The sequence below is a fragment of the Kibdelosporangium phytohabitans genome (genome assembly GCF_001302585.1).
Taxonomy (GTDB): Bacteria; Actinomycetota; Actinomycetes; order Mycobacteriales; family Pseudonocardiaceae; genus Kibdelosporangium; species Kibdelosporangium phytohabitans.
This window is the reverse complement of sequence record NZ_CP012752.1, coordinates 769,357-789,426: the sequence shown is the minus strand read 5'-3', so window position 1 is coordinate 789,426 and position 20,070 is coordinate 769,357. Positions and strand designations below refer to the sequence as shown.

Annotated in this window: 17 protein-coding genes and 1 pseudogene; 11 read left to right on the top strand and 7 right to left on the bottom strand. The window is 68.8% G+C overall.

The window, feature by feature from the left end:
- Nucleotides 1-38 precede the first annotated feature (38 nt).
- On the top strand, nucleotides 39-3,203 hold the full coding sequence (locus AOZ06_RS03765) for an AfsR/SARP family transcriptional regulator (protein WP_054288131.1): 3,165 nt from the start codon (nucleotides 39-41) through the stop codon (nucleotides 3,201-3,203).
- A 14-nt stretch (nucleotides 3,204-3,217) separates the two neighbouring features.
- Here the strand turns inward: AOZ06_RS03765 and AOZ06_RS03760 are convergent, their stop codons facing one another.
- Complete coding sequence (locus tag AOZ06_RS03760) at nucleotides 3,218-3,712, bottom strand: AAA family ATPase (RefSeq protein WP_157232787.1); 495 nt, start codon at nucleotides 3,710-3,712, stop codon at nucleotides 3,218-3,220.
- A 13-nt stretch (nucleotides 3,713-3,725) separates the two neighbouring features.
- Complete coding sequence (locus tag AOZ06_RS03755; RefSeq protein ID WP_083471483.1) at nucleotides 3,726-4,196, bottom strand: peroxiredoxin; 471 nt, start codon at nucleotides 4,194-4,196, stop codon at nucleotides 3,726-3,728.
- A 199-nt stretch (nucleotides 4,197-4,395) separates the two neighbouring features.
- On the opposite strand from AOZ06_RS03755, the gene AOZ06_RS03750 reads away from it, so the two are divergent.
- Together AOZ06_RS03750 and AOZ06_RS03745 are read left to right on the top strand one after the other, a co-directional pair.
- Complete coding sequence (locus AOZ06_RS03750; RefSeq protein ID WP_157232786.1) at nucleotides 4,396-4,749, top strand: hypothetical protein; 354 nt, start codon at nucleotides 4,396-4,398, stop codon at nucleotides 4,747-4,749.
- A gap of 71 nt (nucleotides 4,750-4,820) precedes the next feature.
- Nucleotides 4,821-5,156, top strand: a complete 336-nt coding sequence (locus AOZ06_RS03745) for a hypothetical protein (RefSeq protein WP_054288128.1) — start codon at nucleotides 4,821-4,823, stop codon at nucleotides 5,154-5,156.
- Here AOZ06_RS03745 and AOZ06_RS03740 read toward each other — a convergent pair.
- Complete coding sequence (locus AOZ06_RS03740; protein ID WP_054288127.1) at nucleotides 5,153-6,577, bottom strand: carboxylesterase/lipase family protein; 1,425 nt, start codon at nucleotides 6,575-6,577, stop codon at nucleotides 5,153-5,155. The genes AOZ06_RS03745 and AOZ06_RS03740 overlap by 4 nt on opposite strands.
- A gap of 9 nt (nucleotides 6,578-6,586) precedes the next feature.
- Nucleotides 6,587-6,949, bottom strand: coding sequence for a winged helix-turn-helix transcriptional regulator (locus AOZ06_RS03735; RefSeq protein WP_054288126.1), 363 nt, complete (start codon nucleotides 6,947-6,949; stop codon nucleotides 6,587-6,589).
- An 82-nt stretch (nucleotides 6,950-7,031) separates the two neighbouring features.
- Here AOZ06_RS03735 and AOZ06_RS03730 point away from each other — a divergent pair, with 82 nt between their 5' ends.
- The 5 genes and pseudogenes from AOZ06_RS03730 to AOZ06_RS59530 form a co-directional block, all read left to right on the top strand.
- The gene (locus tag AOZ06_RS03730; RefSeq protein WP_054288125.1) at nucleotides 7,032-7,976 is read left to right on the top strand and encodes an NADP-dependent oxidoreductase; all 945 of its coding nucleotides are present in this window, start codon (nucleotides 7,032-7,034) and stop codon (nucleotides 7,974-7,976) included.
- A 47-nt stretch (nucleotides 7,977-8,023) separates the two neighbouring features.
- Nucleotides 8,024-8,488 carry a hypothetical protein gene (locus AOZ06_RS03725; RefSeq protein ID WP_236952065.1) on the top strand — a complete coding sequence of 155 codons (465 nt, stop codon included), beginning with the start codon at nucleotides 8,024-8,026 and terminating at the stop codon, nucleotides 8,486-8,488.
- Nucleotides 8,485-9,117, top strand: coding sequence for an alpha/beta fold hydrolase (locus tag AOZ06_RS03720; protein ID WP_054288124.1), 633 nt, complete (start codon nucleotides 8,485-8,487; stop codon nucleotides 9,115-9,117). Before AOZ06_RS03725 ends, AOZ06_RS03720 begins: the two co-directional genes overlap by 4 nt.
- Nucleotides 9,118-9,318: 201 nt before the next feature.
- Complete coding sequence (locus AOZ06_RS59535; RefSeq protein WP_236952418.1) at nucleotides 9,319-9,459, top strand: hypothetical protein; 141 nt, start codon at nucleotides 9,319-9,321, stop codon at nucleotides 9,457-9,459.
- 32 nt (nucleotides 9,460-9,491) lie between these two features.
- Nucleotides 9,492-9,957, top strand: a pseudogene (locus AOZ06_RS59530) (aromatic-ring hydroxylase C-terminal domain-containing protein); the annotation flags it as partial.
- Nucleotides 9,958-10,016: 59 nt separating this feature from the next.
- On the opposite strand, the gene AOZ06_RS03705 reads toward AOZ06_RS59530, so the two are convergent.
- Nucleotides 10,017-11,516 (bottom strand): CocE/NonD family hydrolase, encoded by a 1,500-nt coding sequence (locus AOZ06_RS03705; protein ID WP_054288121.1) that lies wholly within the window; start codon nucleotides 11,514-11,516, stop codon nucleotides 10,017-10,019.
- Between the two features lie 131 nt (nucleotides 11,517-11,647).
- On the opposite strand from AOZ06_RS03705, the gene AOZ06_RS03700 reads away from it, so the two are divergent.
- Complete coding sequence (locus AOZ06_RS03700) at nucleotides 11,648-13,999, top strand: Tex family protein (RefSeq protein ID WP_157232785.1); 2,352 nt, start codon at nucleotides 11,648-11,650, stop codon at nucleotides 13,997-13,999.
- Here AOZ06_RS03700 and AOZ06_RS03695 read toward each other — a convergent pair whose 3' ends face one another.
- Both AOZ06_RS03695 and AOZ06_RS03690 read right to left on the bottom strand, forming a co-directional pair.
- On the bottom strand, nucleotides 14,000-14,773 hold the full coding sequence (locus AOZ06_RS03695; RefSeq protein WP_236952063.1) for a tRNA(His) guanylyltransferase Thg1 family protein: 774 nt from the start codon (nucleotides 14,771-14,773) through the stop codon (nucleotides 14,000-14,002).
- A 50-nt stretch (nucleotides 14,774-14,823) separates the two neighbouring features.
- On the bottom strand, nucleotides 14,824-15,675 hold the full coding sequence (locus tag AOZ06_RS03690) for a LacI family DNA-binding transcriptional regulator (RefSeq protein ID WP_054288119.1): 852 nt from the start codon (nucleotides 15,673-15,675) through the stop codon (nucleotides 14,824-14,826).
- Nucleotides 15,676-15,852: 177 nt separating this feature from the next.
- On the opposite strand from AOZ06_RS03690, the gene AOZ06_RS03685 reads away from it, so the two are divergent.
- Nucleotides 15,853-16,323, top strand: coding sequence for a hypothetical protein (locus AOZ06_RS03685; protein ID WP_054288118.1), 471 nt, complete (start codon nucleotides 15,853-15,855; stop codon nucleotides 16,321-16,323).
- A gap of 699 nt (nucleotides 16,324-17,022) precedes the next feature.
- Complete coding sequence (locus AOZ06_RS03680) at nucleotides 17,023-19,926, top strand: AfsR/SARP family transcriptional regulator (RefSeq protein WP_236952061.1); 2,904 nt, start codon at nucleotides 17,023-17,025, stop codon at nucleotides 19,924-19,926.
- Nucleotides 19,927-20,070: the final 144 nt, after the last annotated feature.

Below are 20,070 nucleotides of genomic sequence, written 5' to 3'. Positions count from 1 at the left end.
CACGGGAAACTGTCGGTGGCACCCGCTACCTTCGAAATGTGAGATTCGGGGTGCTGGGGCCGCTGGCCGTGTGGACCGCTGACGGGCGCGAGGTGCGCGTGCCCGAGGCGAAGGTCCGCGTGCTGCTGGCGGACCTGCTCGTCCAGGAAGGACGGCCGATCCCGGTCGACCGGCTGGCCGACGACCTGTGGGGCGACAGGCTGCCGGGCAATCCGGCCAACACGCTGCAGACCAAGGTCTCGCAGCTGCGCAGGGCGCTTGAGGACGCGGAGCCGGGTGGGCGGCTGCTGGTGTCGCATCGTTCGGGCAGCTACGTGATGCGGGTCGATGTGGACGTCGCGCGGTTCAGGGAGCTGACCGCGCGTGCGCGCGACGCGGCCGATCCGCGGACGCGGGCGACGTTGTTGTCCGGCGCGTTGGGTTTGTGGCGGGGCCCGGCGCTGGCGGACTTCGCGGACGAGCCGTTCGCGGTCCCCGTGATCCAGCGGCTCACCGAGGAACGGCTGGCCGCGTTCGAGGAGTGGTTCTCGGCGCGGCTGGAGCTGGGCGAGCACGGCCTGGCAGCCGGTGAGCTCACCGAGCTGGTGGCCGCGCATCCGCTCCGCGAGCGGTTACGCGGCCTCCAGCTGCGTGCGCTGTACGGCGCGGGCAGGCAGACCGAGGCGCTGGACAGCTACCGGCAGCTGGTCGCGTTGCTCGACGAGGAGCTGGGCTTGACGCCCAGTCCCGAGCTGGTCGAGTTGCATTCGAGGATCCTGCGGCAGGACCCGGCGCTGGACGTGCGGGTCCGGTCCGCGGTGCGGACGAACCTGCCCGAGCCGTTGACCGACCTGGTCGGCCGGGACACGGCCGTGCAGTCGGTGCTGTCGTTGATCGGCGAGACCCGGCTGGTGACGCTCACCGGTCCCGGTGGCGTGGGCAAGACACGGCTGGCGTTGCAGACCGCGCGGCAGGTGCCGGAGGCGTGGCTGGTCGAGTTCACGGGTCTCGACCAGCACGGCACGCCCGAGAGCTGCCCGCGTGACGACCTCGTCGCCGAGGTCACCGCGGCCACGCTCGGGATCCACGAGGAACGCGGGGCGCTGTTCGACCGGCTGGCCGAGTACCTGTCCGCCAAGGACGTCCTGCTCGTGCTGGACAACTGCGAAGGCCTGGTCGAGCCGATCGCCACGATGGCGGCCCGGCTGCTGCGGGCAGTGCCGCGGCTGCGCATCCTGGCGACGAGTCAGGAACCGCTCGGCGTGACGGGCGAGGTGGTGTGGAACGTGCCGCCGCTGGACGTGCCGAGCGCGGCCAGCGTGGCCGCTTCCGACGTGCGCGCGTTCAGTGCCGTGCAGCTGTTCGTGGCGCGGGCGTCTGCCACGGCGCCCGGGTTCGCACTGGACGCGGGCAACGCGGCCGACATCGCGGCGATCTGCCGTCGCCTTGACGGCATCCCGCTCGCGCTGGAGCTCGCGGCGACCCGGGTCCGCGCGCTCGGGACACACGAGCTGCTCGTCCGGCTCGACGACCGTTTCCGTGTGCTGGGCGGCGGAAGCCGCGGCGGACCGGCGCGGCAGCGGACGCTGCGGGCGATGATCGACTGGAGCTGGCAGCTGCTGTCGGCCGAACAACAGGTGGTCCTGCGCAGGCTGGCTGTGCACGTGGAGGGTGCCGGCCTCGCCGCGGCGGAGGCGTTGTGCGCCGGTGGCGAGGTGCGTCCCGAGGACGTGCTGACCCACGTGGCGGACCTGGTCGGCAGGTCACTGGTGGTCAGCGGCGCGGGACCGCGGTACCGCCTGCTCGAATCCGTTGTGGCGTACTGCGTCGAGCAGTTGCAGGAGGCAGGTGAACTCGACGCGATGCGCCTGCGGCACGCGGAGTACTACGTCAGCCTGGCCGAGCAGGCCGACGCGAAGCTGCGCACGAGTGAGCAGCGCGAGTGGCTTGACCGTCTCGACCTGGAGTCGGCCAACCTGCGCAGAGCGCTGGAAACCGCTCTGCTGCGGGAGAAAGCCCCGCTGGCTCTGCGTCTGGTCAAGGCGATGACGTGGTACTGGTACCTGCGCGGGCGCCTGACCGAGGCCCGCAGGACCATCCGCCAGGTGCTGGAGATCCCCGGCGAGACGTCGGATCTGCGCGCGGTGGTGCTCGCGTGGGACGCCGGGCTCGCGATCCTCGCCGGCGAGGTCGTCGAGGACACGGCGTTCGGCGTGGCCCACGAGATCAAGGACCCGACCGACCGTGCGATGGCGCTGTGGTTCCTCGGTTACGTGACCACGACCATGGGCGGTGTGTCGCCGAGCGAGAGCCTGACCAAGCAGGCGCTGGCCGAGTTCGAGGCGTTGAACCACACTTGGGGGATCGCGGTCGCGTTGATCGACCGCGTGAACCTGCATCGCTATCGCGGCGATTTCGACGCCGCCTACCGTGAGACGGCCAGGAGCGCCGAGCTGCTGGACAGCCTCGGTGAACGCTGGGGGCAACTCCAGGTCGCCTTCAGCGTCGGCACGCTGGCCGAGATCGCGGGCGACTACGACCGTGCGAGCGAAGTGCACCTCGACGGCCTGCACAAGGCCGAAGAGCTCGGCCTGAACCCGGAGGTGTCCTACCAGCTGTCCTGGCTCGGCCGAATCGAGATGCTGCGCGGGAACCACGCGAAGGCATGGGACCTGCACGAGCGGGCGCGGCGGATCGGTGCGGAGCACGGTCTGAAACCCGCTGAGATGTACGCGGAAACCGGTTTGGCACTGGGCGCACGCCAGTCGGGTGATCTGGCGACGGCGGAGAAACACCTGCTGAACGTCCTGGCGTGGCACCGCAACCAGCGCTACGAACTGGGCAGCTCGCTGATTCTCGCCGAACTCGGGTTCGTAGCCGAACACCGGGGTGAAACGGAAAAAGCCCTTTCGTTGCACCTGGAAGCACACAGAATCGCCAGCACCGCGGACGACCCGCGGGCGATGGCGCTGACGCTGGAAGGCCTGGCGGGAACAGAAGCCAAGGCAGGCAACCACATTTCAGCCGCACGACTGCTGGGCGCGGCAGCGGCGGCCCGTGAATCCGTCGGCCATCCATTGCCGAAAGGCCAGCGCTACGACGTGGACCGGATAACGGCAGCTGTGGAAGCCGCCATCGGCGAAAGCGCTTTCGCCAAGGAGTTCCAGCGAGGCAAAGAATCCCCGTACACGGAGCTCATTCCGCGGCAGGCAGCCTTGTCCTGAAACACCGCGCAGCGTCAGTGCCGGGATGGTGGTCCGGCGAGGGCGGCCAGCTGATCCGCCACTTCGGTGAGGGGCTTCCTCGTGTCGATCTCGACGGTCGCCGATTCACGCAGCAGCGGTTCGATCTCTTCCTTGTCGGCGGTGATCCGGGCGCGTTGCGCCGCGGTCTTGCCGAAAGGGTTCGTGTCCCGGCCGGCGATGCGTTGGAGCATGACGTCCAAGGGCGCGCTGAACAGCACTACGTGGTCGAACCGCGGGTAGAACGTGCTCTGGTTCCACACCGTTCCCTGGATGATCAGCGGCTCGCCCGACCGTTCGTGTTCGGTCAGCAGCGCGTCGATCCGGTCCGCACGCCATTGCGGTTCCGTGCCGGAGCCGTCAGGCAGCGGGAGGTCCTCGATCCAGCCGCCCGTGTCCGTGTCCACCACCCGGTATCCGCGCTGTGCCAGTTCGTTCAGCGCCGACGACTTCCCCGTACCCGACATGCCCGTCACCAAGATCACCGCCACGGGGACAGCTTATTCAGTTCTGGGCGGCGAGGGTTTCCAGCGCGCGGTCCGCGTGACCGTTCATGTCCAGTTCGGAGCGGATGACGGCGAGGATCTTGCGGTCCGTGCCGATCACGAAGGTCATCCGGCGGGTTTTCAGCGGGCCGATGCCGAGCTTGCGGCGGACACCGAGCTGCCCGGCGACCACACCGTCCACATCGGACAACAACGGGTAGTCGAAGCTGTGCAGGTCGGAGAACTGGCGCTGCTTGTCGGGCGAATCCGCGCTGATGCCGACGCGCTGGGCGTTGTGCTGCGCGAATTCCGCGGCCAGGTCGCGGAAATGGCAGGATTCGATCGTGCAGCCCTTGGTCATCGCGGCCGGGTAGAAGAACAACACGACCGGGCCCTTCTCCAGGAACTCGGTCAGCCGCCGCGGTGTTCCCGTCGAGTCCGGCAGTTCGAAATCCTCGACCAGGTCGCCGACGGTCGCGCTCATGTCCATCTCCTTCGTTCGCACCGGGACGAACTCAGCGTAACCGCTTCCCCTTTCACACGATCGGGTAGATCTCGTACCAGGGTCTTCCACCTGGTGGGATCAAGACGACATAAAAGAACCTGCCCACCGCGTCAAAGCCCCGTCGACGCCGGGTGCCGCAACCCGGCCGCCGTGGGTGAGTCCAATGGTGAGAGGTGCCAAGGACATGCACAGATGGCCGAGGATCTCCGGAGCGCTGGGATCCGCGGCGGGTTTCGCGGCGGGCATCCTCGCCACCCTGGCCGCATCGCTCGCCGGTGCCACGACCGGCCACGAGATCGGTTTGTTCGCCCTCGCCATGGCCGTCGCCGGTGTCTCGGCGATCACCACCGTGATCGGCGCGCTGGCCACCTGCTTGCAGTGCTGGCTGCTGTACGCGGGTTTCATCGTCGGCCGGTCCGGTTCGCTCATCATCGACGAGGCCTCAGCCGAGACCGCGGGACTGTTCACGATCATCGCGCTGGCGGCGACGGGCATCGCGGGCGGCGGGACGACAGTGCGAGCACGACTGTCGCGTTGAGCAGCCGTTTCTCCCCCTCGGGGGTTACGCGGATTTGCCCACAACACCCGCCAACCCAGAAGATCGAACACGTGTTCGAGCGGGAGAGCAGGCTGGCGGCCGAGGAGATCCGGACCGCGTCAGACCGATTACGAGAACTGGGCCGCAAGGCCGCACCCGGCGTCTGGCGAATCACGCAGGAAGGCGCGCTGGTCCGGCTGCTCGGCCGCGAGGACCACGAAGTCGCTGTGCTCACAGGAATGTGGGCGCAGAGCACAGCCGAGTACCTCACGGCGGTCGGGCCGGTCACCGCGTACAACATCGCCGAACTGATGTGGCTCAGCGAAAGCCTTGTCCGCCATGGAGAAATGCCACTGCGCCTGCGTGAGGCACTGCTGCGCCTCGCCAGGGGCCTCGACCCAGGCTAGAACCGGAACCAGGCGCCGGGCTGCCACGAGATGTCGCCCCACGCCAGGCGCTCCCGGCGGTTCGGGTCGTACTCGACGTGGCTGTCCTCGTCGAAGACCATGACCGGTCGCGTCTCGCCGTACGGTGGCCAGCTGGGCAACGGGATGCCGTCCTCGATGAAACTCACCCACGCCTCGTGGATCTGCGCGGCGGTGATCTCCCTGGGCAGGGAGACCTCCTTGGGCGGCCCCCACACCATGCCCAGTTCCATACCGTGCGCACCGTCGAGGAACTCGGGGACGCCGGGCTGCGCGATGTCGATGCGGTACCGGTAGACGCGGCTGTGCCGCGCCTGCGCGTCGGCGAGTCGTTGCGTCGGGATGCCGTAGCGCTCGTCGCTCATGAAAGCGGCTTTCGCCATGTCCGCGCCACGCGTGTCCCGGTACGTGTCGAGTACCCTCGTGTCGCCGAAGATCCCGGTCACCACGTCGTCGGCGGGCGCGATCGCCTCGTCGCCGAGAAACGCCGAGAACGTCGCCGACTCGTTGCCGTTGTGGCCGATCATCAGCCGGATCCCGGCCGCGCTCCCGGCGGCGACGAGTGCGGTCGGCATCGCGGGCAGCACCTTCGGGTGAATCGTCGGGCGCCACAGCCACACGGCCGACATCCCGGTCAGGATTCGCTCCTGCGCCGCGAGAATGTCCTCGGCGGGCACCGACCGCAGGTGGCGCGTGCCGCCCAGTTCGCGGATCAGCCGCGCGGCGATCGCGGTGCCCTGCTCGGGAGTGGCGACGTGATCACCGCCGCTGCTGACGATCGCCTGCGAGAACGTGTTCCGGCTCAGCGGGCTCGCCATCAGGTTGCCGACGCTCTTCGCGCCGGCGGAAACGCCGTAGACCGTGATCCGCTGGGGATTGCCGCCGAACGCGCCGATGTTGCCGCGGACCCAGCGCAAAGCCGCGATCTGGTCGAGCAGGGCGCACACGCCCGCGTCTTGTTCCGACGGGCCGAGAATTCCGGCCAGATACGTCATACCGAGCGCACCGAGCCGGTAGTTGACCGTCACCACGACGATCCCGGCACGCGCGAACGCCTGCCCCTCACCGGCCTGGATCCCGCTACCGGTCCGGTAACCGCCGCCGTGCAGCCAGAACAGCACCGGCCAGCCACCGGGCGGCGGCGTGCCCTGCGGCGCGCACACGTTCAGGTACAGGCAATCCTCACTGGACGGTGCGGGCGCGACACCGATCTCCTGCGGTTGCAGGGACTGGGGCCCGTAGTCGGTGGCAGGCCACGTTCCCGCCCAGCGAGACACCGGCATCGGCGCACGCCAGCGCAACTCGCCGACCGGCGGCTGCGCGTACGGAATCCCCCGCCAAACAACACATCCATCGCCCTGCAGCCCGTTGAGCCGCCCCTGCTCGATCGTCACGAAGGCCACGCGTCCCCACTATAGGGACGTGATCCGGTGCAGGTTGTCCTCCACCCAGGAACGGAGCCCGGCCAACGGCTCGGCGACGCTGCGCCCCAGCCCGGTCAGCGCGTACTCGACGTGCAACGGAACAGCGGGATAGATCGTCCGATCGACGAACCCGGCGTCCTCCAACCGGCGCAACGTGTTGGTCAGCACCTTCGGGCTGACGCCTTCCAGGCGGCGTTGGAGCTCACCGAAGCGCTGCGGCCCGTTCTCCATCGCGCCGATCGCGAGTGCCGCCCACTTGTTCGCCAGCAGGTCCAGCACACCGCGGCACGGGCACTGCGCTGCGTACACGTCGTGCTTGTCGTGCTGTCCCGTTGGACACGAGAGCGACATCAAGGACCTCCTAGCTGCATGCTTCCCATGGGATAGTAGTCGCCCTTGCGGGAAAGTAGGACCCAGTGGATAGCGTCGAACCATGCGAGCGATCAGTCAGAACGAATTCGGCGGCCCCGAGGTCCTCCAGGAGGTCGACGTCCCCCGACCGGAACCGTTGCCGACAGAAGTGCTTGTGCGGGTGGTCTCGGCGGGTGTCAACCCGGTTGACGCCAAGACCCGCGCGGGCGGCGGCATGGCGGGCGTGTTGGGCGAGCCACCGTTCATCCTCGGCTGGGACGTGTCCGGCGTGGTCGAGACGGTCGGTTTCGGTGTGCACACGCTCAAGCCCGGCGACGAGGTGTACGGGATGCCGTGGTTCCCGCGCCAGGCCGGTGGATTCGCCGAATACGTGACGGCGCCGTCGCGTCACTTCGCGCTGAAACCGTCGACCGTGGATCACGACGCAGCAGCAGCCGTGCCGTTGGCCGCGCTCACGGCGTGGCAGATCCTGCACGACGCCGTGCCCATCAAGGCTGGTCAGCGTGTGCTGATCCACGCCGCGGCTGGTGGAGTCGGCCATTTCGCGGTGCAGTTCGCCAAGGCCGCGGGCGCACACGTGACCGGTACGGCCAGCGCGGGCAAGCACGACTGGCTACGCGAGATCGGCGCTGACGAGGGCATCGACTACCGGACCGTCCGGTTCGAGGACGTGACCGGCGACCAGGACGTCGTGGTCGACCTGATCGGTGGCGACAACGCGATCCGGTCGACCCGTGTGCTCAAACCGGGCGGCATCGTCGTCGCTGTGCCCGGCGGCGTCTCGGACGAGCTCGCCACGGCCGCCGGGTCACGCGGCGTCACCGCCATCCCCTTCCTGGTCGAGCCGGACGGGCACGCGCTGGCCGAGATCGCGCGCCTGGTCGACGCGGGCCAGGTGCGTGTCGAGGTCGAGCAGGTTTTCCCGTTCGACGAGGTCCGCGCCGCGCACGAGCGTCAGGAAAGCGGTCGGGCACAGGGCAAACTGGTGGTGCGAATCGGTACTTGACACCTTCCGTCAAGTACTTGACACTGGACGTCAAGGAGGTGGGGCCGGTGTCCGAGACCGGACCTCTGGTCCAGCAGTTGATGGCGATCATGAACAGCCGTCTGCTGGACCCGCTGGAGATCCTGCTCGCCGAAGACCCGGCGACCGGCACGGATCCGGTATCGGAGTTGCGGGGGCGGTGTGAGCGTGCCGCCGAGTCATGGGCAGCACGCTTGCACGGGCCGAACGGCACGTACGCGGTCGCGAGCATCATCGGCGCCCTGTACCCGAGCGACGAGGCGTTCAACCCGCCAGCGGGCTGGTGGCGAACCCCGTTGGGCCAGGTCACCTTGCTCCGCATGGGGTACCCGGGCCGCGAGGCGGTCCCGTACTCGCTCGCGGGCGCGATGCTCGGCGTCACCAGACAGGGCGTACACGACCTGGTCACCCGCAACAAGCTCGCCCGCCATCCCGACGGGGGCGTCACCGTGACGTCCATCCGGGAACGGATCCAGCAGAGGGGAAGCACATGAGGGACCTGTTGCTGCTGCACGGCGCGGGCGGACGACCGGACGACTGGGCCGGCTTCATCCCGTTGATGCCCGGTTTCCGTTGCACCGCACCGGACCTGACCGGGCTGAGCACATGGGAGGCGATGCTCGACCACCTCGACGGGCTCGGCCTGGACAACCCGGCCGTGGTCGGGCACTCGCTCGGCGGCGCGCTGGGCATCAAGTGGGCCCACCGCCACCCCGAGTGCCCAGGCGTGGTCAACCTGGACGGCCACGGCCATCCGTCGACCTACCCCGGCCTGTCCGCCGACGAGGTTGCCACGTGGAAGGCCAAGCTCGAGGAAGTCTTCGACGAGATGGCCAAGCAGATGCCACCGGAGCACGTGGCGCTCCGCCCGTTGATCGACGACGGCTCGGTGCACGACTTCTACGACGGCCTGACCACCAGGCACCTCGCCGTGGTCGCCGCCAAGCTGATGAGCGCGCAGGAGCCGTTCGCCGACTATTACAACGCCATGCGCCGCGGCGTCCTCGCCGATCTCACGGCAGCCGGAGCCCGCGTCACCGAGTTCGACGGCACGCACGCCATGCTCCAGGAAAAGCCTGCGGACCTGGCCCGCCTCACCACGGATTTCCTGCAGGCAAGCTGATTTCACCCGGAAAGCGATTCGGCGAGGAGTTCGCCCGCTCTTTGCCTACTTCAACATATAGCGCACCGGGGGCCTTGCGGCAAGACCCGGTTCGTGTCGCAGAATTCCCCGGCCACAGCCAGTCTCCGGGGAATCGGGTGTCACGGCGTGCACGTGGTCGTACTGGAACGGGACGCGGAACCGGCCAAGGTCGTCCGCGCGATGGGACTGCACGTGCGCAGCATCGAGGTGATGGACCAGCGCGGTCTGCTGGACCGTTTCTCGCATTGGGCCGGCGGTTCGACAACGGCGGGTTCTTCGCCGGTATGGACAAACCGTGGCCGACGGGAATGGACACGCTGATCGGCGAGGCGGTGGTGACCATGCCGGACGACGAACTGGCCGCCGTGGTCGACGGCTGGGCGCCGGACGGGCTGCTGGACTCCTCCCACGCCGAACGGCACCCCGTGGCCGCCGACGTGCTGGCCAACACCCGTGCGCAGGTCGATGTCCGAGCTGATGGACTTCGAAGAGGTGAACAGGTACCTGATCGAGAAGATCACCGCGATCGGCGTGCGCTACGACTTCGGCGAAGGACACGAGCTGCTGGGCAGGCGGCTGCGTGACATCACGGTGAAACGCGGACGCCTCTACGAGTTGCTGCGCGGCGGCCGTGGCCTGCTCCTCGACCAGACCGGTGGTCTTTCGGTGGCGGGCTGGGCGGATCGCGTCGACCACGTTGCCGATGTCGGCGCGGAACTGGAGGTGCCGGCCGTGCTGCCGTGGCCGGACGGCGTGGCGCGTGCCGGTGCGGACCAGCAGGATCTGCTCGCCCACCTGCTCAGGTGGTTCGGTACCGCCAAGGCGTGCCGAAGGGCTCGCGTTGGTCGCCCGCTGCGGCGACCAACGCGATGCTCACGTCACCGCCGCGGAACCGTCAGCGTGCCGTCGATCTTGACGAGGCCCGCTTTGCTTTCGCTCGTGTACCGCAGGTCCGCGCTGTCCACCACCAGCGCCAAGTGGTGCCCGGCGGGCACGTCCCACGAGATCGACTCCAGCGCGAAGTCGATCGTCGCGGACTTGGTTCCCCTGATCGTGTAGGGCTTGTGCGTGATGAGAGCGCCGAAACCCGCCGGATCCACGTCGTAGAGGTACGCCACCAGTGTCGTGCCGGTGTTGCCCGACTTCACGGTCGTGGTGAGTTTCGGTTTGCCCACAACGGTTGTGGCCTGCGAGTAGACCGGGCCGTGCCACACCCCGGCGTTCAGGACAGCGGGGATGAACACACCGACGGGGATCTTGAAGTATCCCTGCAAAGCGCCGCTGAGGATCGGGATCCCGCTGTTGGCCGCGCTGTCGACACCGGACACGAACGTCTTGGCGCCCAACGGAACCGTGTCGGTCGTGGTGGCGGCCGACGCCCAGCTCTGGTAGCCGCGCCACTTCCCGGCATTGGCCGACATCACCTGAACGGGTGGTGTGCGGTCGATGCCGTTGTCGATCCCGTTGAGGTAGCGGTCGAACCAGTCCGTCGCGGTGTCCCAGACGTCGTTGGACAGCCCCACCGCACCGAGCAGCTCGGACGTCGCGTGGTCACCGCCCTGCAGCATCAGCCGTTTCGGGGTGCGCAGCCGGTCGTAGAAGTCCACCGCCTGGTTCGGCGGGAAGATGGCGTCCTGGAACGAGTTCGCGATGAACACCGCGGCGCCGTTGGCGTTGATCTGGTCGACCTTGCTGCTCGCCGAACGCGACGGCGCCAGCTGCCGGGCGTAGTCGATCTTCCCCTGCAGGAACTCCGCGGTGATCCTGCGCAGGTCAGGCCCTGGCCTGCCGGTCAGCTGACCCGCCGCGAGCAGCCCGCCAGCGGACAGCTGGCTGATCGTCGCGTTCGGGTACAGCGAGGCCTCCAGGTCGGCCCACGTGCTCATCGACGCGACCGCCTTGACCCGCTTGTCGTTGGCCGCGGCCAGCAACCCGATGCCCGCGCCGTAGGAAATCCCGGCGACACCGATCTTGTTCACGTCGGCGGGCGTGTTGGCCAACGCCCAGTCGATCACCCGGCTGACGTCGTCGACGGTGTCCGGCCCGGCCACGTCGATCTCGCCGCCGGAGTCGTAGAACCCGCGGCTGGTGTAGCTGATGACGATGTCGCCGCTCTCGGCCGCGAGTTTGCGGGCCGCGCCGACGTACTCCAGGTTGGGCGCGCTCCAACTGGCAGGCATGACCAGCAGGGGGAACGGACCGTCACCCCGCCCGGTGGGTTTCACCACGAACCCACGCATGGGCGTACCGCCCTCGCCGGGAATCGACTGGTACGAGATGTCTGCGCCGAATGACGTCGCAGCGCCAGACACAGGGGCGGACAAAGCACCGACGGCCACCACGGCAGTCAGCAGGGTCAACAGCCGTGAGCTGCGCATATACCCTCCACTGGGTGTTATGTACCCGGCACAACGCGCCACCGGCCCAGTGGGTTACGGCGAAGTAACCTACTGGGCGTAAAATTCACCCCTGCCTTTGGCCACGTTGACCTGCGGGCACAATGCTGGGCGTGACTTTGTCGATAGACCAGCGGATCGCCGAGGAGTTGGGCGTCCGCGAGCACCAGGTGAAGGCCGCGGTCGACCTGCTCGACGGCGGCGCGACCGTGCCGTTCATCGCCCGGTACCGCAAGGAGGTGACCGGCACGCTCGACGACGCGCAACTGCGCACCCTCGAAGAACGGCTGCGTTACCTGCGCGAGCTCGAAGAGCGCCGGGTGGCGATCCTGGAGTCGGTGCGATCGCAAGGGAAACTGACCGACGAGCTCGACGAGCAGATCCGCACAGCGGACTCCAAGGCTCGCCTCGAGGACATCTACCTGCCCTACAAGCCCAAGCGGCGCACCAAGGCGCAGATCGCACGCGAAGCCGGTCTCGAACCGCTCGCCGACCAGCTGCTGGCCGATCCGGCACTGGACCCGCAGGCAACCGCCGCGGGTTTCGTCGACGCGGACAAGAACGTCGCCGACGTCGCCGCCGCGCTGGAAGGCGCCCGGTCGATCCTGGTCGAGCGCTTCGGTGAGGACGCCGACCTGATCGGTGAGCTGCGTGAGCACATGTGGTCGCGCGGCCGCATGGCGGCGAAGGTCCGTGACGGCAAGCAAGAGGAGGGCGCCAAGTTCTCCGACTACTTCGACTTCGCCGAGCCGCTGACCAAGCTGCCGTCGCACCGCATCCTGGCGATGTTCCGCGGTGAGAAGGAGGAGATCCTCGACCTCAACCTCAGCCCGGAACCGACCGACGAGCCCGCGACCGGGCCGAGCGACTACGAGATCCGGATCGCCGCCAAGTTCGGCATCGACGACCAGGGCCGCGCCGGTGACAAGTGGCTGACCGACACGGTCCGCTGGGCGTGGCGCACCAGGATCCTCGTGCACCTCGGCATCGACCTGCGGATGCGTCTGCGCAACGCGGCCGAGGAGGAAGCGGTCCGCGTGTTCGCGGCGAACCTGCGTGACCTGCTGCTGGCCGCGCCCGCGGGCACCAGGGCGACGATGGGCCTCGACCCGGGCTTCCGCACGGGTGTGAAGGTCGCGGTGGTCGACGGCACGGGCAAGGTCGTCGCGACCGACACGATCTACCCGCACGAGCCGCGCCGGGCGTGGGACGAGTCGATCCACAAGCTGGCGTTCCTGTGCAAGCAGCACAACGTCGAACTGATCGCGATCGGCAACGGCACCGCGTCCCGTGAGACCGACAAGCTCGCGGGCGACCTGCTCAAGGCCCACGCCGACCTGCGGCTGACCAAGGTCATGGTGTCCGAGGCAGGCGCATCGGTGTACTCCGCGTCGGCGTACGCGTCGGCTGAGCTACCCGGCCTGGACGTCTCGCTGCGCGGCGCGGTCTCCATCGCACGGCGGCTGCAGGACCCGCTGGCCGAGCTGGTGAAGATCGACCCGAAGTCCATCGGCGTCGGCCAGTACCAGCACGACCTGTCCGAGGGGAAGCTGTCGCGCTCGCTCGACGCGGTCGTCGAGGACTGCGTGAACGCGGTCGGCGTGGACGTCAACACGGCCTCGGCGCCGCTGCTGACGCGCGTGTCCGGCATCGGCGAGGGCCTCGCGGAGAACATCGTCCTGCACCGCGACACCAACGGGCCGTTCCGGTCCCGGACCGCGCTGAAGGAGGTCGCCAGGCTCGGCCCGAAGGCGTTCGAGCAGTGCGCGGGCTTCCTCAAGATCCCCGACGGCGACGACCCGCTCGACGCCTCCAGCGTGCACCCGGAGGCCTACCCGGTGGTCCGGCGGATCCTGGACACCACCAAGACCGACGTGCGGTCGCTGATCGGCAGCCAGACGCTGCGCAAACTGCGGCCGTCGGACTTCGTCGACGAGAAGTTCGGCCTGCCGACGGTCACCGACATCCTGGCCGAGCTGGACAAGCCGGGCCGTGACCCGCGACCGGCGTTCAAGACCGCGACCTTCGCCGACGGCGTCGAGAAGATCGCCGACCTCAAGCCGGGGATGACGCTCGAAGGCGTGGTCACGAACGTCGCCGCGTTCGGCGCGTTCGTGGACATCGGTGTGCACCAGGACGGTCTGGTGCACGTGTCGGCGATGTCCCGCAACTTCGTCAAGGACCCGCGTGACGTGGTCAAACCCGGTGACATCGTCAAGGTCAAGGTGCTGGACGTCGACATCCCGCGCAAGCGGATCGGCCTGACGCTGCGCCTGGACGACGAGGTCGGCAAGCCCGCGCCGCAGCAGGGCGGCCGTCGCGAGCAGGGCAGCGGCGGTGGCGGCGGTCAGCGCCGCGGCGGTGGTGGCGGCGGTGGCGGTCAGCAGCGCCAGCAGCGGCGCACCGAAACGCCGGCGAGCGGATCGATGGCCGACGCGTTGCGGCGGGCCGGTTTCGGGAAGTAGTCAGGGTTTCACGGCGATGAGGCCGGCGAGGAACTCCCGGTAGGGTCCCTTCATCGGGAGTTCCCGCTCCTCACGCACCCGGCGGCGGGTCGCCGTCACCGGCATCTCCCGCAGCGGGTCGTAGCCGGGCCGTTCGTAGGTCTCCCACCAGAGGCCGACGCCCCGGCGCTGCCACGCGGGCAGTTCGTTGAAGTTCACGCCGTGCCGGTACAGCAGTTCGTTCTTGGCCGACGCGTTCGCGCCTTCCAGTGCCTTCGTGGCTTCCTGTCTGCTCCGGCCGTCCTTGCGCAGAGTCCAGTAGCACCAGCCGTTGAGCGCCGATCGGGCCGCGTCGGCCTGGCGCCACGAGAAGTAGTCGACGACGTCGGCCGGGCCGGTGCCGATCCACACCCGACTGTCGAAGTGGGCCGGTTCGCCGACCGCGTGCGTGAAGGCGGCGGCGGTGACACTCGCCGACAACGACACCAGTTTCTCCACACCGCGGCCGAAGATCTGCGATTCCGGGTCGAGCAGCACCGAGATCTCGTCGCTCTCGGTGTACGCGTAGCGGCCGCCGAACTCGACCAGCAGCGCACGCGCGGCTTCGGTCATCAGCTGCGAGAAGCGTAAGTCGAACGGCTTGTCGTAGCGCTGCTCGGTGAACCGCGAGAAGCTGCGGCCGTCGACCCGCAGGATCGTCCACGCTCCCGGTGGCACGGTCATCGAGTGGAACCACTCGCGAGCCCGCTGGCCGGCTTCGAACTCCTCGCCGTGCACGTCCGCCCCTCTTGTCACCACATTGACACTGTGCGTGACACTAGCGGTATCGAACGTGGTCAATGCACTTAGGTCGTTCCACGGATGATGAGTTTGTCCGCGCTGGTCACGCGGTGTTCGGGGACACCTGTGCTGAGCTGGCCGAGCAGCAGGCGGGCGGCGAGCGCGCCGTCGGCAGCGTGGTCGTGCTGGATCGCCGTCACCTGGGGGCACACCATCCGGCACACGGGCGAGTCGCTCGTGGCCACGACCGCCAGGTCGGCGGGGATACGCCTGTTCAGCATCGCCGCGTGCGCCACGACCTTCGCCGCTGCCATGGGGTCTTCGTAGATGGCCGCTGTGACGCCGTCGAGTGCGCGTGTGGCCGCCATGGCGCCGTCCGGGCTGGAGGCGATGCGGCAGATCCTGGTGTGGCCCCGCTGGGTGAGATAGCTGGTCACCTCGTCGCACGCCTTGGTCCTGTCCGCCAGGACCGAGGACATGGCCGGGTGGGTCGCGCCGATGAGCACCGTCGGGATTTCCAGCTCGTTCAACGTCGCGATCCGCGGGTCTTCCGGGCGCGGGTCGACCAGCAGCATGCCGTCCACCCGGCCGGAGGCCCACCAGTCGTGGTACGTCTCCTCGGCGGCGGCGGTGACCGCGAGCTGCAGTGTCACGCCCGCTGCCGCGAGTTGGCGTTCGACGCCTTCGAGAGTCGGCCACGGCACCTCGCCCGTGACGACCAGCCCGACGACGCCCGACCGTTCGGCCGACAGCGCCAGCGCGGCCGAGTTGGCCCGCCAGCCCAGCGCGTGGGCGATGCCCGCGACCCGCTGCCTGGTCGCGTCGGACACGCCGGGACGGCCGTTGAGCGCGTAGGAAACCGCCGCCTTGGAAAGCCCGGCTTTCCTGGCGATGTCGCTGATGGTCGGTCGCTTCATGCCTGCCTCCGCAAGTACACCCGATCGAGGGATACCCCGCCTGAACGCCCAGCTCACACCGGAAAACGAAATGACTGTTCCGCACGGCAGCCGCCCCGGACTGTCGGTGGGTCCCGCGATGCTGTCGGCCACGGGGTTCACCGGATCCCGCATCGAGTCCGATCAGGGAGGAACACCATGGGAATCGTCGACTGCAGCGCGGACATCCAGGCCAACGGCCGCAAGTACACCGTCCGGGCGGCGACCATGCCGAAGGGCGGCGAGGACAGCCAGCGCGTCGAGATCGCGCTCACCGACCGCGATCCGGCGGGCGTGGCAACCGAATGCGGGTCCTTCACGCTGCCGACCGACAACCTCGCCGCCGTCGGCAAGCTGATCAACCAGGTGCTCTCCGGACTGTCCACATTGAGCGGACGGTCGGCCGCGACGCCCGCGAACGCGTCGGCGCCGTGGACCAAGGAGCAGGACGACGAACTGCTCGACCGGTGGGCGTCGGCGGGTGACACGCACAGCGCGACCGCGCTGCGCCGGATCCTGGCCGAGCACTTCGGCCGGACGACCGGGTCGATCCGCGCCCGGCTGTTGCGGATCGGCTGTGACCCGGACGTGCCCGGGCACGCGTTCGTCCCGGTGCCGGGCTCGTCGTGACGGACGCGAGGTCGCCGCGCCCGCCGCCGTCATCCGCGGTTCCGTCCGCGCCCGGCCGAAAACCCGGTATACCAAAGGCATCGCGCGAAGGGAGCCCGCCAAGGTCGCTGAAGCCCCGCCATCGAGACGAACACGGTGTTAACGGTCGCTGACCTCGCCCAGTCCCGCCGAACACCTGCCGCACAACCGACAGGAGGCGCCCCTGCCGCCAATGACCAAGATCTACGAACACTGCGCGCACCTCGCCGTGCGACACATCGAAACCACGCGAAGGGAGTCAGCTGGGAGCGCTCCATAGCCGACCCATCAATCACCAAGCACAGTCAGCCGATTCGCCACGAAGACCCGACAGCCCGGTGCCGGAGGCGGAGCTCGCGCAGTCGACGGTGACGACCTCACCGAGCCGATTGGGGCGCCGCCTGTCCGAACATGACAGGAAGCGCATTGCGAGCCCGCTTCGGGTTTGCCCGGCCACCAGCGAACGTTGGTCTTTCACAGTAGGAATAAATACCTGGTTGCGCATTCACTCCGGGTGGTGGTTAAGCTGCACTCCGCCCATCTGCTGGGGAAGGCGACGACGCTGTGAGATTCGGTGTGCTCGGGCCGCTGAGTGTGGCCGGCCCGGACGGGGAGATTCGATTACGAGGCGAACATCAGCGTGTACTCCTTGCCATGCTGTTGTTCCACGCCAACCGACCGGTGACGACTGACTTGTTGGTCAGCGCGTTGTGGCCGGAGCTGCCGCCGAAGTCGTATGCCTCCAACTTGCACACGTACGTGTCCCGGTTGCGGGCGAGGCTTCCGGGAGTGCGGATCGATCTGGCGGGACGCGGGTACCGGTTACAGGTCGCGACGGAGGACGTCGACCTCCTCGTGTTCCGGGACTCGGCGGCCAGCGGGCGCAGCGAGGCGCGCGCCGGGCGGCCGGAGAAGGCGGCGGCTCACCTCCGGAAAGCGTTGGCGCAGTGGCGAACCCACCCGTTGGCCGACATCCGTGTGCCCGCGCTGGAGGCCGAGCTGGGCAGGCTGGAGTCGGAGCGGCTGGCGGTGTTCGAGGACTGCGTCGACGCGGAACTGGCGGCGGGGCGGCACGCGGAGCTGGCGGCCGAACTGCAGGCGGCGTTGACGGAGCACCCGTTGCGGGAGCGGCTGGCCGGGCAGCTGATGCTGGCGCTGCAACACTCGGGACGGCAAGCGGAAGCGCTTGACGTGTACCGGCTGACCAGGACGATGCTCATCGACGAGCTCGGGGTCGAGCCGGGAACCGCGTTGCGGCGGTTGCACGCGTCGATGCTGCGCGGTGAGGGCGGTGGTGAACCGTTGCCCCGGCCGACGTGGCCGATCTGCCAGCTGCCCGCGGTGTCGGCGGACTTCTCCGGGCGAGAGCAGCACCTGGCGGAGGTCACCGGTCTGCTCAACCCGGGTGGGCACAGTGTCCCGGTGGTGGTGCTCAACGGAGAGCCGGGTGCGGGCAAGACAAGCCTGGCGATCTGCGCCGCGCACCAGTTGCGGTCGGTGTTCCCCGACGGGCAGCTGTTCGTGTCGTTGTCCGGAGTGGACGACCCGAGGGACACCGGTGCCGTACTGGCGGACCTGCTGCGCGGGCTCGGCGTCAACGGTCCGGCCATCCCGGACGACCTGCGGGCGAGGGCGGCGATGTACCGAGGGCTGCTGACCGACCGCAAGGTCTTGGTGGTGCTGGACGACGCCGTGGGCCCCGAGCAGGTGCGGCTGCTGCTGCCCGGCACGCGTGGCTGCGCGGTGCTGATCACCAGCCGCAAACGGCTGAGCGGGCTGGCCGGGGCGAACAGGCTCACGGTCGGGCCGTTGACCGACAAGGACGCGCTCTACCTGCTCGAACGGATCATCGGCCGGGCAAGGATTTCCGCGGAGCACGCGGACGCCGTGCGGATCGCCGAGGCGTGCGGCAACCTGCCGCTCGCCCTGCGCATCGCCGGGACGAGGCTGGCGCTGCGGCCGAACATGCGGCTGGGGCTGCTGGCGGATCGGCTGGAGGACGAAGGAAGGAGGCTGGACGAGCTCGAAGTCAGCGATCTGCAGGTGCGGGCGAGCCTGACGCTCAGCTACGCCGGGTTGAAGACGACGGCCCAGGTCGCGTTGCGACGGCTGGGGTTGATCAACACAGTCGACCTGCCGGAGTGGCGGATCCTCACGCTGCTCGACACCCAGTCGACCGGGTCGGTCGTCGAGGACCTGGTGGAGTCGGGCATGCTCGAGCCGACGGGCACCGACGAAACCGGCGAACCGCGATACCGGCTGCACGACCTCGTGCGCGTGTTCGCGCTCGAACGGGCTCAGCTGGAGGACAGCACGCGAGAGCGGTACACCAGCGCACGGACGATCATCAACGCCATCATCGGCATCGCGGACGTCGCGGCGCACCGGCTGCCGTGGACGATCCCGCTGCCGCGGTTGCGGGGGCCGATTCCCCCGCAGCCGCTGGCGAGCGACCTCGTCGAGCGGCTCACCGCCAACTCGGAGGCGTGGTTCGCCGCCGAGCGGGCGAACCTGCTCACCGGCATCCCGAAGATGAGCTCACTGGGCTGGCACACCGATGCCCTGCTGTTGATGGACAGGCTTTCGGTGTACCTGTGGTCCGAGGGGCTCTACGCGGACATGCGACTGGCGTACCAGAGCATCGCGGACGCGGCGGAAAAACAGAATCCACGAGTCGCCGCGCGTGCGAGGTCCGTACTGGCGTTGCTGAGGCACTGCCGCGGGCACTACGACAACGCGACAGCGGAATACCAGGCCTCCGCGACTGAGCTGGCCGCGTTGGGTGAACGCGAGGCGTTGGCGTGGGTGCACACGAACCTGGCCGCGTGCCTGATCGCGGTCGGCCAGTCGGAACAGTCGGTCAAGCTGATGGAGTCGGCTCGGGTCGAACTGCGTGCCGACCCGTTCGCATCCGGAGTCGTGCTGCGCACGCAGATCGCGGCGCTCAACCGGCTCGGGCGCACCGAGGAGGCGGCGCGGATCGAGGCCGAGGCGCTCGCGCTGGCCGAGGACTTCGGTGAGCCGAGGCAACTGGCGATGGCGTTGCACGACAAGGCATGGGGTCATGTGCTGAGTGGCGGAAACCTCGAACTGGCCGACGAACTCGTCCAGCAGGCGATCACGTTGCTGCGGTCGGTCGGCCCGCGTTCGTCGCTCGCCAAGTGCCTGCGTACGCGGGGAGCTGTGCTCGCTGGACTCGGCATCCGCGAGGAATCAGTGCTGTCGTTCCGGGAGGCACGCGACATCGCTCGTGAGCTCACCGAGCAGCCAAGGGAAATATCCTGTACCCGCGCGATCGCCGCGGCGTGGGTCGGTGACGGCCGTGCCGGTGAGGCGATCCCGGTTCTGCGTGACTGCCTTGCGAAGTACCGCGAAATGGGCAGCACCCTGGCGACGACGATCACCCTCGGTCTGCTGGCCGCCGCCTACGACTGTCAGAACGACACTGTCGCGGCACGGGAAGCGCGCGCCGAGGCCGAACGCCTCGGCGACCCCCGTGACACCAACACCGCGACGCTGCTGAAACTCATGCTCAACCTCACGACGCCCGCACCTGAACCGAGTGTGGAAGCCGCCGTTCGCTGAGCGGTTCACAGACGACAGCTGTAGGGCGGTGCGGGAACGGGCGCATCCCCCTTGCCCGAAGGCACATGGCTCCGCGGGTTCCGGCATCGCACAGCCCAAAGGCCGGACGCACCCCTCCGGTCGTCCGGCCTTTCCCCCGAGCTC

Bases quoted from the DNA above. Each gene is read 5' to 3' on its own strand.
- AOZ06_RS03730 (WP_054288125.1), top strand. From the start codon at position 7,032: ATGCGAGCGATCAGTCAGAACGAATTCGGCGGCCCCGAGGTCCTCCAG.
- AOZ06_RS59535 (WP_236952418.1), top strand. From the start codon at position 9,319: ATGGGACTGCACGTGCGCAGCATCGAGGTGATGGACCAGCGCGGTCTG.
- AOZ06_RS03720 (WP_054288124.1), top strand. From the start codon at position 8,485: ATGAGGGACCTGTTGCTGCTGCACGGCGCGGGCGGACGACCGGACGAC.
- AOZ06_RS03735 (WP_054288126.1), bottom strand. From the start codon at position 6,949: ATGTCGCTCTCGTGTCCAACGGGACAGCACGACAAGCACGACGTGTAC.
- AOZ06_RS03705 (WP_054288121.1), bottom strand. From the start codon at position 11,516: ATGCGCAGCTCACGGCTGTTGACCCTGCTGACTGCCGTGGTGGCCGTC.
- AOZ06_RS03690 (WP_054288119.1), bottom strand. From the start codon at position 15,675: ATGAAGCGACCGACCATCAGCGACATCGCCAGGAAAGCCGGGCTTTCC.
- AOZ06_RS03685 (WP_054288118.1), top strand. From the start codon at position 15,853: ATGGGAATCGTCGACTGCAGCGCGGACATCCAGGCCAACGGCCGCAAG.
- AOZ06_RS03750 (WP_157232786.1), top strand. From the start codon at position 4,396: ATGCACAGATGGCCGAGGATCTCCGGAGCGCTGGGATCCGCGGCGGGT.
- AOZ06_RS03755 (WP_083471483.1), bottom strand. From the start codon at position 4,196: ATGGACATGAGCGCGACCGTCGGCGACCTGGTCGAGGATTTCGAACTG.